10 protein-coding genes are annotated in these 13,513 nt (G+C 45.0%); 6 read left to right on the top strand and 4 right to left on the bottom strand.

Annotated features, from left to right (window positions below; translation table 11 throughout):
* Position 1: 1 nt before the first annotated feature.
* The 4 genes from Q1A18_RS17435 to Q1A18_RS17420 all read left to right on the top strand — a co-directional run bounded on the left by Q1A18_RS17435 (position 2) and on the right by Q1A18_RS17420 (position 4,136).
* Positions 2–574, top strand: coding sequence for an adenylate kinase (locus tag Q1A18_RS17435; RefSeq protein WP_299583733.1), 573 nt, complete (start codon positions 2–4; stop codon positions 572–574).
* Between the two features lie 85 nt (positions 575–659).
* A complete protein-coding gene (gene obgE, locus Q1A18_RS17430; protein ID WP_299583730.1) occupies positions 660–1,652 on the top strand; it encodes a GTPase ObgE in 993 nt (330 codons plus the stop codon).
* Positions 1,649–2,344: a phosphatase PAP2 family protein gene (locus tag Q1A18_RS17425; protein ID WP_299583727.1), complete on the top strand. Its 696-nt coding sequence runs from the start codon at positions 1,649–1,651 to the stop codon at positions 2,342–2,344. Before obgE ends, Q1A18_RS17425 begins: the two co-directional genes overlap by 4 nt.
* Position 2,345: 1 nt before the next feature.
* Positions 2,346–4,136 (top strand): hypothetical protein, encoded by a 1,791-nt coding sequence (locus tag Q1A18_RS17420; RefSeq protein WP_299583724.1) that lies wholly within the window; start codon positions 2,346–2,348, stop codon positions 4,134–4,136.
* A gap of 118 nt (positions 4,137–4,254) precedes the next feature.
* Here the strand turns inward: Q1A18_RS17420 and katG are convergent, their stop codons facing one another.
* Positions 4,255–6,462: a catalase/peroxidase HPI gene (gene katG, locus Q1A18_RS17415; RefSeq protein WP_299583720.1), complete on the bottom strand. Its 2,208-nt coding sequence runs from the start codon at positions 6,460–6,462 to the stop codon at positions 4,255–4,257.
* Between the two features lie 444 nt (positions 6,463–6,906).
* Between katG and Q1A18_RS17410 the strand changes: the two genes are divergently transcribed.
* Both Q1A18_RS17410 and Q1A18_RS17405 read left to right on the top strand, forming a co-directional pair.
* Positions 6,907–7,674: a threonine/serine exporter family protein gene (locus Q1A18_RS17410; RefSeq protein WP_299583717.1), complete on the top strand. Its 768-nt coding sequence runs from the start codon at positions 6,907–6,909 to the stop codon at positions 7,672–7,674.
* 65 nt (positions 7,675–7,739) lie between these two features.
* Positions 7,740–8,249: a threonine/serine exporter family protein gene (locus tag Q1A18_RS17405; protein ID WP_299583714.1), complete on the top strand. Its 510-nt coding sequence runs from the start codon at positions 7,740–7,742 to the stop codon at positions 8,247–8,249.
* A 73-nt stretch (positions 8,250–8,322) separates the two neighbouring features.
* Here Q1A18_RS17405 and Q1A18_RS17400 read toward each other — a convergent pair whose 3' ends face one another.
* The 3 genes from Q1A18_RS17400 to Q1A18_RS17390 all read right to left on the bottom strand — a co-directional run.
* Positions 8,323–10,161: an OmpA family protein gene (locus Q1A18_RS17400; RefSeq protein WP_299583710.1), complete on the bottom strand. Its 1,839-nt coding sequence runs from the start codon at positions 10,159–10,161 to the stop codon at positions 8,323–8,325.
* A 20-nt stretch (positions 10,162–10,181) separates the two neighbouring features.
* A complete protein-coding gene (locus Q1A18_RS17395; protein ID WP_299583707.1) occupies positions 10,182–11,129 on the bottom strand; it encodes a type IX secretion system membrane protein PorP/SprF in 948 nt (315 codons plus the stop codon).
* Between the two features lie 11 nt (positions 11,130–11,140).
* On the bottom strand, positions 11,141–13,513 hold a 2,373-nt coding region (locus Q1A18_RS17390; RefSeq protein ID WP_299583704.1), incomplete at its 5' end, for a gliding motility-associated C-terminal domain-containing protein.

Genomic DNA, 13,513 nt, shown 5'->3' with positions numbered 1-13,513 from the left:
CATGTTAAATCTGATTCTATTTGGGCCTCCCGGGGCCGGAAAAGGAACCCAGGCTGAATTTCTTATTCAAAATTTTGGATTGATTCACCTGTCGACCGGTGACATTTTACGTCACGAAATTGAAACAAAAACTGAGCAAGGACTTGCCGCAAAAGCATTCATGGATAAAGGTGAACTGGTTCCTGATCATGTTGTTATTGAAATGATTAAAAATAAGCTGGCCGCCAATCCGGATGCCAAAGGCTTTATTTTTGATGGTTTCCCTCGCACGGTAGATCAGGCAAAAGCCCTGGACGCCATGTTGGAGCAAAACCAAACGCCAATTACTGGCATGCTTAGCCTGGAAGTTGAGAAACAAGAACTGATTAACCGTCTGTTGTTCCGTGGAAAAACCTCAGGACGCTCAGATGATCAGGATGTTTCAATCATTGAAAACCGGATTTCGGTTTACAATGAAAAAACAGCTCCTATTAAAGAATACTATGAAGCCCAAGACAAACACGTTGGGATCAATGGCATGGGAACAGTAGAAGAAATTGCAGCTCGACTAAAAGCGGCTGTTGGTTCATTCTAACCAGCCATATACCATATTTATAAGACGGATGTATAGAGCACATTCGTCTTTTTTTGTTTATTTTGCACATTAACAAGATCATACCATGTCTGAAAAAAACTTTGTTGACTACGTAAAAATATTTTGCCGCTCCGGAAATGGTGGTAAGGGATCGACTCACCTGCGCCGCGAGAAGTTTGTGCCGAAAGGAGGACCTGACGGAGGTGACGGAGGACGTGGCGGCCACGTACTGGTAAAAGGAAACGCACAAATGTGGACTTTGCTTCACCTGCGCTACAAAAGACATGTGTATGCCGGCCATGGAGAGTCGGGCGGCGGGCACGGCAGTTTTGGCGCCAATGGCGAGGATATCATTATTGAAGTCCCTTTAGGAACAGTTGCCAAAGATGGAGAAACTGGCGAATTTCTGTTTGAAATTACCAAAGATGGTGAAACCCAATACCTGGCCAAAGGCGGACGCGGTGGTCTGGGAAACACTCATTTTAAATCGGCCACCAATCAAACGCCCCGCTATGCACAACCGGGTGAAGAAGGCGAAGAAGGCTGGAAAATTCTGGAATTAAAAATTCTGGCAGATGTTGGCTTGGTTGGTTTCCCTAGTGCCGGAAAATCAACCTTACTATCTGTTGTTTCTGCTGCTAAACCCAAAATTGCCGACTATCCGTTTACCACTTTGGTTCCGAACTTAGGAATTGTGTCCTACCGCGACAACCAGTCGTTTGTAATGGCTGACATTCCCGGAATCATTGAAGGGGCCCACGAAGGTAAAGGGCTTGGCTTGCGTTTTCTTCGGCACATTGAACGTAACTCCATGTTGCTGTTCATGGTTCCGTCCGACAGTAAGGACCACCGAAAAGAATACAATATTCTGCTTAATGAGCTTGAAAAATACAATCCCGAATTATTGGATAAAGAACGTTACCTGGTGATCACAAAAGCTGACTTCCTGGATGAAGAACTGCAAAAGGAAATCAGTGCTGAGCTCAGCGATATCCCACACAGCTTTATTTCATCGGTCACCAACCAAGGCATTTTGCAACTAAAAGATAAAATCTGGCAAATTTTGAATCCCTCATGATTGCATTTATTGAAACCATAAACCAACTCGATCAATCCATCTTTTTCTTTTTCAACGGAATTCACAACCCCTTTTGGGATGTTGTAATGACCCTGTTCACCCAAACCGCAACTTGGGGTATTTTTTACTTCACCTTGCTGTTTTTTATCATTCGAAAATACCGGATGAAAGCCGTGGTCATTCTTATTCTGCTTGCTTTGGTTATTGTCATTAGTGATCAGTTTTCAGTGTTGATTAAAGAAACGGTTAAGCGGTTGAGACCAACCCACGATCCGGATATTCAACACCTGGTGCACAATGTATACCGCAAAGGAGGATTGTATGGTTTCTTTTCATCCCATGCCACCAATACCTTTGGGGTAGCCATGTTTACAGCCAAAATATTCAAAAATGCCCGCTACCAGGTTTTTATCTTTTTATGGGCAGGTTTGGTCAGTTATACCCGAATTTACCTGGGAGTACACTACCCTTTCGATATTTTAACCGGCATGTTGGTTGGCATCGGTATAGGTCTTCTCCTATACAAACTGTTGATGGTGATTGAAAATTATTTTTTACCATTAAAGACGCCCAAACTAGCAGAAACCAGGCTCAGCAACCAGGAAACGCTGGTTATCTTTTTGGTATTTCTAATTTTCACTTCAACTCTGCTACTGGTTACCAGCCAGCTTATGCATGCTCAATTTATTTAAAATGAATCAAGCGCTTTTTCAGGAATACTCCAAGTTTCTGGCCTACGACCAAAAACGGTTTGCTTCCATCAAAAAACAAATCAGGCAGCTGGCCTTGTTGCGATTAGCCGCCTTTGTTGTGGCAGTGCTGGCGCTTATTTATTTACCAAAAGTATCATCGTGGTTAGCATGGTCCGTTGCATTGATAAGCGTGGCTTTGTTTTTTTATTGGATCAAAGTTTTTCTGAAAAAGGAAAAAGAAAAAGTACTCTTTGCCAACCTGATCAAAATTAACCAGCACGAATTAGCAGCCCTGGAAGAGGACTACAGTAACTTTGAAGGCGGCAGTGAATTTACCGATCCGCATCATTCCTATTCCTACGATCTGGATCTTTTTGGTCCAGGCTCCTTGTTTCAGTTTATCAACCGCACGGTAAGCCAACTGGGGAAAAAGAAACTGGCCAACAAATTAAGCGAACCCGAAACCAACCTCAAACGTCTTGAGCAATTGCAAAAGGCACTACTTGAGTTAGCCAATTATACCCGGTGGCGCCAGTTTTTTGCCGCAAAAGGACATACCAAGGATAAACAGGATTTCAACTTTCTGCAAAAAATTACCGAGCAGCTTGAGATAAAGAAACCAGAGCGACTCCAAAAAGTCTTGCTTTTGTTACCCCTGCTCACCCTGATTAGCTTCGTATTGTGCCAGTTTTTGAATGTGCCTTGGGCACTTTTTGTAGCTTCGCTGTTGATTAATGGTGCTGTTCTCTACGCCTATAAAAATACAACTGAGGCTTTTTATTCCTTGTTTGGAAGCCAGGCCAAACGCTTGTCGAATTACAAAGAACTCCTGCTACTTATTGAAGAAAAGGAATTTCAGGATCCGCTTTTAAACGGGCTGAAAGATCAATTACTGACCGGAAAGCAGAAAGCCAGTGAAGCCGTCGAAGAGCTTCAAAAACGAATGGCCGAATTTGACTACCGCAACAATCTCCTCATTGCATCGGTTCTGAATGCCCTTTTATTGTGGGATTTACGCTGCTCGTTCAAATTGTACCAGTGGCAAATGCGTCACCGAAAAAGCATTCAGCAGTGGTTTCATGTACTGGCTGAGTTTGATGCCCTGTCGAGCCTTGCCAACCTCAACCACAACCATCCGGAATGGACCTTACCCAAATTTGAAGAAGACAGTTTTCACCTGACGGCTAACGAACTGAAACACCCCCTGATAAAAGAGGCAAAAAATATTGGGAATGATTTTCGGATGAATGGAGCAGGACAAATCGCGATTATTACCGGTGCCAATATGGCCGGGAAAAGTACATTTCTGCGAACCATTGGAGTCAACATGATTTTAGCCATGAACGGCTGCCGGGTCAATGCTTCGTGGTTTAGCATGAAACCGATTGGGCTTTTCACCAACATGCGCACCACCGACAACCTGCAAAACGACGAATCGTACTTTTTTGCCGAATTGCAACGCCTGAAACTCATTCTGGATGAAATAAAAGCCGGAAATCCGGTGTTTGTGATTATCGATGAAATGTTGAAAGGCACCAATTCCGAAGATAAATTATCCGGTTCCATTAAACTGATCGAACAGTTAATTTCGCTTCATGCGGTGGGGCTGGTTGCCACACACGACTTAAAACTGACCGATCTGGCTGAGAAATATCCGAAGCAGATTACCAATAAATGCTTCGAAATTCAGCTGACTGAGGAGGAACTACTGTTTGACTATAAACTGACCGACGGTGTCACTTCTACCATGAATGCCAACTTTTTGATGCGTAAAATGGGAATTATTTCCTAACAAAGCAGCCAATGCCTTAGCTTCCTGAGTTGGGGCGGTACAAAATATAAAGCGGTGGTCAATAGCTGACCACCGCTCTTTTTTTATCCTATGAACTTCAATTTTTCTGGCCATGCCTTTAAGCCAGATCAAAACGATCAAGGTTCATCACTTTATTCCAGGCTGCTACAAAATCCTTAACAAAATGCGCCTGTGCATCGGCACTACCATACACTTCTGCCAGGGCACGAAGCTCTGAGTTCGATCCAAAAACCAGGTCGGCACGTGTGCCCGTCCATTTAACTGCGCCCGAAGTCCGATCGCGTCCTTCAAAGGTTTCTTTCGAATCATCGGTTGGCATCCATGCAACCTGCATATCCAACAAGTTCACAAAAAAGTCATTGGTTAACACTCCCGGACGAGATGTAAACACCCCGTGTTTCGATTGGTCAAAATTGGTATTTAAAACACGCATACCTCCAACCAAAACAGTCATCTCTGGCGCAGTTAAGTTTAGCAGCTGCGCCTTATCAACCAATAACTCTTCGGTGGCAATAGTATATTTTGTTTTCAAATAGTTGCGGAATCCATCAGCAGCAGGCTCCAAAACAGCAAACGACTCAACATCGGTCTGTTCCTGAGAGGCATCCATGCGCCCCGGCGTGAAAGGCACTTTTACCGGATTGCCAGCATCTTTAGCCGCTTTTTCAACGCCTGCACAACCGGCTAAAACAATCAGGTCGGCCAGCGAAATCTTTTTTCCGCCTGTCTGACTGCTGTTAAAATCATTTTGAATATTTTCCAGCTTTTGAAGTACTTTTTGGAGTTGAGCCGGATTGTTTACTTCCCAATCTTTTTGAGGAGCTAAACGAATACGCGCACCATTGGCTCCACCGCGTTTGTCTGATCCGCGGAAGGTGGAAGCCGAAGCCCAAGCTGTATTAATCAATTCAGAAACCGTCAAACCTGCACCTAGCACCTGAGCTTTTAACGCTTCAACGTCCTTTTCATCCACCAGTGGATGATCCACTTCAAGGATTGGATCTTGCCAAAGCAATTCTTCATCAGGCACTTCGGGGCCCAAATAACGTGCCCGGGGGCCCATGTCACGATGAGTCAACTTAAACCAGGCACGAGCAAAAGCCTCGGCAAACTCCAGCGGATTCTCATAAAACCGCCGTGATATTTTTTCATATTCAGGATCAAAGCGTAAGGAGAGGTCGGTGGTTAGCATGGTTGGCACATGTTTTTTAGAAGGATCATGCGCATCCGGAATAACGTCACCAACATTTTTAGCTCTCCATTGATGGGCACCTGCCGGACTTTTGGTTAACTCCCATTCGTAATTAAACAGGTTTTCAAAAAAGTAATAGCTCCACTTGGCAGGCGTTTGTGTCCAGGTAACTTCCAGTCCACTGCTGATGGTGTCACCCCCTTTGCCCGAACCAAAGGTACTTTTCCATCCCAAACCTTGCTCTTCCATGCCGGCTGCTTCGGGTTCAGGACCAACATGAGCAACATCACCCGCTCCATGCGTTTTCCCAAAGGTGTGACCTCCGGCAATAAGGGCCACGGTCTCTTCATCATTCATAGCCATCCGGGCAAAAGTTTCGCGAATATCCTTGGCTGCAGCAAGCGGATCCGGGTTTCCATCCGGTCCTTCTGGATTGACATAAATAAGCCCCATCTGTACCGCGGCCAATGGATTATCCAGGTCCCGATCACCGGAATAACGTTTGTCACCTTCCAACCAGGTCGTTTCGTCTCCCCAATAAACATCCTCTTCCGGCTCCCAAACATCTTCACGACCTCCGGCAAATCCAAACGTTTTAAACCCCATCGACTCCAGAGCAACATTTCCGGTAAGAATCATCAGGTCGGCCCAGGAAATTTTTTGGCCATATTTCTGCTTGATAGGCCAAAGCAATCGACGGGCTTTATCAAGGTTGACATTATCGGGCCAACTGTTTAGCGGAGCAAAGCGTTGTTGTCCTCCTCCGGCGCCTCCGCGACCATCGCCTGTGCGGTAGGTACCGGCGCTGTGCCAGGCCATACGAATGAATAAGGGGCCATAATGCCCAAAATCGGCTGGCCACCAATCCTGTGAGTTAGTCATCAGCTGGTGAAGATCTTTCTTGATCGCTTTCAGGTCCAAGCTTTTGAACTCCTCGGCATAATTAAACTTCTCACCCATCGGATTGGATAAAGACGAATGCTGTCGCAATATATTAAGATTGAGTTGATTGGGCCACCAATCCTGATTCTTGGTTCCTCCGGCTCCAACACTGTGCTTTCCTCTTGCTCCCGTAACGGGACACTTACTAACATTACCTGATTGTTCTTCCATAGTTTTTGAGATTTTATTGAAAATTAGATTATTTAAAATGCGAAATACTCTGCAAACTTTTCATTAACAATTGGTTCTATTGAAAAAACGCAGAAGATTCAAGAATGTTCAGAAGTGCATTTACCTTCAAAATAAGGCTGGAATGGATGCTGAAAATTGCGAAACAATGGCTGTCCTGCTTCTGCATTCGACAGTATCTAAGCACAAAACGGTTGACCAATTTTTCAGACTATAACCCTATTATCCATCGATTACGTATGAGAGGTGTGCATAAAGCCTGAATTTCCCTCAGGAAATTAAGGTACAATAAACCTATATCAACGATGAAAAAAACAGGATAATAACAATACTTTAAATTGTTTAGTACAACGATTTCATTACGCATAAATCGCCGATATTTTTAGTTATTTCGCGCTGTCAAATAAACGATCCAAAAAGCTGACCATGAGCACAAAACAAGATATGATCAATAAACTTTGTAAGTTGCTTCTTGAAATTGGAGCACTGCAAATGTCATCCGGCGCAAATACCTCGCGTATTCGAATGACTGTCATGCGCATTGCCAACAGTTATGGCTATAATGCCGAACTTTTAATTACGCACCGCGCCTTAATGCTGACGCTTTATGACGAAGAAAAAGATTATTTTTTCAGCCGGCTGAAACGCACGTCACCGCATGGAGCCAACTTCCGGATTGTGAGCGGAATTAGCCGCATGAGTTGGCAAATTGTTGACGAAAAATGGGATCTGGATCATATTCAGCAGGAAGTTGATCGTTTAAAAGCACTTCCCCACTATCCCCGATTGGTTATTTTGCTGATGGTTGGTTTGGCCGGAGCTTCTTTTTGCCGTTTGTTTGGAGGAAGTTTCATTGATATGCTCATCACTTTTTCAGCAACCTTTGCCGGTTTATTTGTGCGGCAGGAAGCCGTTAAAAAAGGGTTCAACCCTTACCTGTGCATTTTCTTTGGAGCCTTGGTTTCGTCCTTAATTGCCGGTGCTTCCGTAAAACTTCAACTTGGAACCCATCCTGACTTTGCCTTTGCAACCTCGGTTTTATACCTGATTCCGGGTATCCCGCTAATTAATTCGCTCTCCGATTTACTGGACGGAAACTTAATGAACGGCATTGTTAGGGGCATGTTCGGATTAATCATCGCCTTTGCAATTGCAATCGGCTTATTGTGTGCAATTCTGATTTACAACATTTAACCCTTGATTCTTTCAGACTTTACTAGTTACAACCCGCGCAAACGCGCATTCAATTTACAGATACGATGGAATGGTTAACTTTTTTTGAAAAATGGATTTGGCTCGGATTTGCCGCAATTGGTTTTGCCATCTTATTCAACGTTCCCAAGCGAACCCTTTGGGTAACATTTTTGCTGGGGGCGCTGGGCGGCGCGGTCAAGCTTTTAACCCTGCACCTGGGAGCTGGAATTATACTCGCTTCTTTTGCCGGAGCCATGTTGGTGGGGTTTCTGAGTATCGGGGCAGCTCATTTTAAACATGCTCCCCCATTTGTTTTTGCCATCCCTGCCGTAATCCCGATGGTGCCCGGGGCCTTTGCCTACCGCATGATGCTTGGCATTATTCGCCTCACGGAAAACATTGATCCGAACACCTTCAACCAACTGTTGGAAGAAACCATACATAACGGGTTGAATGCCTTCTTTATTCTGATGGCCCTATCCTTAGGCGTTTCAGCCCCCATGTTGTTAACCCGCCGCGAATCGGCCAAAGGACTTAAAGTTCCTCTCAAGATTGATGGGTTGATCAAAAAATAGAACGGTATAGCTGATAAAAAAATCGGGCTGGAAACTCTTTCCCAGCCCGATTTCATTTAAGCATGTCTATCATTTAGAAGTAGAAAATATTTCCCTTAGCCCTTCGGGTTACTTTCGATTTTCGGATTTCAACCACCGTCCGACGATTTTCGTAGTGTTGCTCTTCGGTGCATGGAATGCTACCATCGCAATCATTCACCAATTGAGTTTCGCCAAAACCAACCCAGTCTATCCGTCGTCCACTAATCCCCTTCGAGATTAAATAGTCGTTTGCCGCTTCCGAACGTTTATTCGACAGCTCCATATTGTATTCATCGGTGCCACGCGAGTCAGTATGCGATTCCAGTATGATCTGAATATCGGGGTACTCTTCAAGAACTTTAGCTAAGCGGTCCAGTTCCCGTTTACCCTCCGGACGCAAGTTCCACTCGCCAAAATCATAATAGATGTTTTTCAACGCAATACGTGAGCCGGCATCAAGCGAATAAAGCTGAATCAGGTAATCAAATACGCCCATATCCATTCCCATGGTATTGAATTCGATTTCTGTTCCGAAATAATTGTAGGCAGCAACTTCCACCCGGTACTTTTTGTCCGATTCAAGGTTGTAGCGGAATGTGCCCTTATCGTCGGTTAAAATAGAGTCAACCTTCGTGCCGTCCGAAACCGTCAGCAAAGCATCCGGAATAGGCACATTGCCCATAATGTCAACCACCTGCCCTTTAAAGGCGAATTCAGGATCCAGGTAAACTTCCAGATTTCCGTCCACAAAGTTGGTTTGGTCGGCCATATTCAAATCGAGTACTTTTTCCATATACTCTTCATTGGTAGCCACCAAGGTGTAGGACGTATTGCCTTCCAGTTTCACTTCCAGCCTACCTTCATCATTGGTTGAACCGCTTGCAGCTACGCGGCCTTCTTCATCGATGATATTGACATGTGTTCCAGCCAGGATTTCCTTGGTTTTACTTGACATCGTGATAACATCAAACACATAGTCTTCGAACCGGACAAAGTAAATATCATCGCTGCCCATACCGTCAGCCCGATTGGATGCAAAATAACCCGATTGCTGGTTGTTGTGTACCACCATGCCAAAGTCGTCAGCCGGCGAATTAATGTCGCCACTAAACGTAGCACGTTGGCTGGATGCCAGAATCGGAAATTTAATGTAGAACAAGTCCAGTTTTCCCGCACCTCCAAAACCGTCAGACGAGAAAACCAAGGTGCCGTCGGTATTCAGAAATGGGAACATCTCCTGTCCGCCACTGTTCACTTTAGGTCCAAGGTTCACCGGGTCTGACCAGCCATCAGCAGTTCGTACCGTGTAATACAGGTCAGTCTCTCCGCTTCCGCCTGGCATATCGCTCACAAAAATCAAGGTATCGCCTGTAACACTAATGGTTGGGTGTGCCACCGAATATTCACTGCTGTTGAAGGGAAGACGTTCTTTAAGTTGCCAGCTCGTTCCTGACTTCTCATAAACCACAATTCCCAGCCGAATATTTTTCTTAATGAACACCATGTTCTCTTCCTGTGGATTCTGCCAATTGGATTGGGTTAAAAACAGTTCCCCCGTATTGGCACAATAGGCTAAAGGCCCTTCATGGTATTTCGACACCACAGAACCCATCCGGCTCCGGTCACTCACGACTTCGCCAAAAGCATTTAAGCTGGTCGAATACAGGTCATAAAACACCTTGTTTTGATTATCCGACTTCTTCCCGTCTTTCTCGCTAAAGGATAGAAAAACCAATTCATCTTCAATAATCGCAGGCCCAAAATCACTGTAAGGCGTGTTGATTGATAAGGTGTCAATCGTCATGTTCACGCCATCAAACAGGCTTCTTTGCGCCCAACTGCTAAAGCTGATTAGGATGAATGTTACGACAAGTATGTATTTTGTTTTCATATCAGTAAGTTTTTCTAGCATTAGAAATAGCGCGGTGAAGTATAACGAGACTTGACAAAATTCAACTCATAGGAAATCATCACCTCATGAATTCCATCGTTATAAGAGCTAATGTTTGAGGTATTAAAGTCAATGGCATAGCCCAACCGCAGCTTTTCGTTGATAATGAACTGGGTATTGAAGCCGAAGGTTTCCGCTGTCCGGTACATCGCTCCAATCCAGAAACGGTCGGCAAACAAGAAACTGGCATTGATATCCGTTACAATCGGCGAACCTTTCATGTACCGGGCGTTGAATGAGGGTTTAAATTTCACTGCATCACTGAATTCAAACACGTAACCACCAATTAAGGTCATGTGCCGCAGCTCATAATTGGTGTCATAGTTTTCCACCCCGTTCTCAAAGTCATTCTGCAGGAATTTCGGAATAGAGAATCCGGCATAAAACTTATCGGAATACATGAAAGCTCCTAGCCCAAAGTTGGGCATAAACTTCTTGTCAATAACCCCTTGAAAAGCGGGATCATTCCCTCCTTCCGGAACATATAAGCGGTAAGCTTCGAGGTTATTTTCATAGTTGGTGAAGCCTGCTTTTAATCCGAATCGCAAAGAGACATCATCCGACAACTTCAAGCGATACGAATAATCGGTAAAAATGGCCAGCCGCTTGACAATTCCTATTTCATCGTCGATGACCGATAAGCCCAGCCCCACATTCTTGCCACGCAAAGGGGCCTGCACCGTTAAGGTATACGTGGTCGGTGCGCCTTCAAAACCAACCCACTGGTGGCGACCCAAAGCCATAATTCCAATGCTCTCCCAGGTTCCGGCATAGGCCGGGTTAAATGCCTGGATGTTGAACATGTATTGACTATACATTGGATCTTGCTGTCCAAATGAAGCTGTAACTGAAGATAGTAACAACAGTAAGCTTATCCCGTACTTTGACATTTTCTTAATCATCTTCATCTCAGTTCATTTTAACGGTTAATGTATAGCGTTCCTTTGTGCACATTCGATCCATCCAGAATCAGAATGATGAAATAGGTTCCTTCCGGAAGAATCTCTGAATTCGAAGTTCCCTTCACATTAGGCCTTCCATCCCACCATGCGCCGGGATTTCCATACATTCCAATATCTCCGTAACGATCGCGTTTAAACACTTTAACTCCCCAGCGGTTATAAATTTCAATTTGTGCATTGGGGTATTTGTGGATTCCGCGAACCCGGAAATAATCATTGATTCCATCGCCATTGGGTGAAAATCCATTCGGAATTAACAAGTCATCATTGGGAACAATGGTAATGTCAACAACCGCTTCGGCACACGCGCCATCAGCATCACAAATCTGGTAGCTAAGCTGATCGTTGCCATAATAACTAACATTGGGCTTGTAACGTATTGTACCATCGACATTGACAGTTGCCGTTCCCTCTGCAGGTGGAGTTATAATTTTTAAACTGGTATTATCCAGGTTCTCATCACAATCCAGGTCATTGTCCAACACGTAGATCACCAGCTCCTCATTTTCATTGACATCAACCTGATCATCAACCGCCAATGGAGCAGTTCTCAAAACAACAAGCTGCTCGCAGGTCACCGTATTTCCATAGTTATCAGTTACGGTCCAGGTAACGAGGGTTTCGCCTACCAGGTATTCGCCACTGGCATCGGCTGTATTGTTATAATCGTTGGTAATTGAGGCAACTCCACAATTGTCAGAATAGCTCGGAGCAGGAACGGTTACAAAGCCCATGCAATCTTCATCTGACGGCAAAGTGACTTCGACATCGCCGGCACATTCAACTACCGGATCAACCATATCCATGACAGTGATGGTGGTTTCACAGGTCGAGGTATTTCCGGAAGCATCCGTTACGCTAACCGTCACTGTTTGCTCTCCCATTGTTTCACAGGTGAACTCCTGAGTATCCACCGAAATGGTAAAATCTGATACATCTTCATCACATTCTCCCTGAATATCTGTAGCCAGTAATGCTAAGTCCTCAGGCGTAATAGCATAATAATCATTTTCATCCAATGTTACCATCAGGTCGTTGCAGGTAAAGGTTGGCGCACTCACATCATTAACGATAACATTAAAGCTACAGCTTACTTCATTTCCGGTTCCATTAACCGCAGTCCAGGTAATCGTTGTTTCTCCCAGGTTAAACTCAACCCCATCAAGCGTCGTATCGCCTGAGCCGATTGTTGCTCCTGTCAAGACATAGCTTAGGCTACTCACGCCACAATTATCCGTGGCCATGGCATCCCATCCGGTTCCACTATGCAGATATGCACAGCTCTCATTGGCTTCTACTACCTGATCTTCGCTTACAGGACAGTTTACGGCTGGGTCTTCTGCATCATAAACAGTTACTATCTGCACACAAGTTGCCGTGTTACCCGCGACATCCGTCACGGTCCAGGTCACTGGTGTATCTCCTGCCAGGAATTGGACCGGAGCATCATTCGTTACTGAAGCCACAGCACAGTTATCATCGGTTGTTGGTGTGCCCAAGTCTACGTTCTCTGCCAAAGTATAGCAAACTCCCGGGTCAGCAGGAACTGAAACAGTAGTCGGACAGGTGATTGTTGGATCTTGAGTATCTTCAATGGTATATACATACGTCCACATCGCCTCATTATTTGCACAATCCAAATAGCGGAACGTATAAGTCCTTGTTCCATTGTTGGTAATTGGATCGGGTGCATCTGTGACACCGACTAATTCCACTGTCGTTTCGCCACTACAAGCATCAGACACTACCGGAGGAACCGGTTCTGTTGCATCTCCAATGCATTCCACCGTTGAAGCGCCAGGAGCAGGTATATTGGCCATGAAGTCCGGAATGTCAATGGTGTAAGTATAGCTCCAGTCATGGTTGTTACCTTCACAATCTTCATAGTTAAATACCCAGACCATATCGCCAGTACAAGGAATGTCGGCAGGTGTGGTCACCAAGGTTGGGGTAATTGGATTACCGCAGTAATCATTAACCGCTGGTGGTGTAGGCTGAACCTGAGCATCAGCCAGGCAATCTACGGTTGAACTTCCGTCAGCCGGCATGTTTGCCACGAAGTCCGGAATGTCAATGGTGTAAGTGTAGCTCCAGTCATGGTTGTTACCTTCACAGTCTTCATAGTTAAACACCCAGACCATATCACCAGCACAAGAAATGTCGGCAGGTGTGGTCACCAAGGTTGGGGTAATTGGATTACCACAGTAATCATTAACCGCTGGTGGTGTAGGCTGAACCTGAGCATCAGCCAGACAATCTACGGTTGAACTTCCGTCAGCCGGCATGTTTGCCACGAAGTCCGGAATGTCAATGGTGTAAGTGTAGCTCCA

Source organism: uncultured Sunxiuqinia sp., from assembly GCF_947495665.1.
Lineage (GTDB): Bacteria > Bacteroidota > Bacteroidia > Bacteroidales > Prolixibacteraceae > Sunxiuqinia > Sunxiuqinia rutila.
The sequence above is the reverse complement of the archived record's forward strand: the minus strand, read 5'-3'. Positions and strand labels throughout refer to the sequence as shown.

Coding starts and splice junctions, on each gene's coding strand:
- Q1A18_RS17425 (WP_299583727.1), top strand. CDS start 1,649: ATGATTGCATTTATTGAAACCATAAACCAACTCGATCAATCCATCTTT.
- katG (WP_299583720.1), bottom strand. CDS start 6,462: ATGGAAGAACAATCAGGTAATGTTAGTAAGTGTCCCGTTACGGGAGCA.
- Q1A18_RS17410 (WP_299583717.1), top strand. CDS start 6,907: ATGAGCACAAAACAAGATATGATCAATAAACTTTGTAAGTTGCTTCTT.
- Q1A18_RS17420 (WP_299583724.1), top strand. CDS start 2,346: ATGAATCAAGCGCTTTTTCAGGAATACTCCAAGTTTCTGGCCTACGAC.
- Q1A18_RS17405 (WP_299583714.1), top strand. CDS start 7,740: ATGGAATGGTTAACTTTTTTTGAAAAATGGATTTGGCTCGGATTTGCC.
- Q1A18_RS17400 (WP_299583710.1), bottom strand. CDS start 10,161: ATGAAAACAAAATACATACTTGTCGTAACATTCATCCTAATCAGCTTT.
- Q1A18_RS17435 (WP_299583733.1), top strand. CDS start 2: ATGTTAAATCTGATTCTATTTGGGCCTCCCGGGGCCGGAAAAGGAACC.
- obgE (WP_299583730.1), top strand. CDS start 660: ATGTCTGAAAAAAACTTTGTTGACTACGTAAAAATATTTTGCCGCTCC.
- Q1A18_RS17395 (WP_299583707.1), bottom strand. CDS start 11,129: ATGAAGATGATTAAGAAAATGTCAAAGTACGGGATAAGCTTACTGTTG.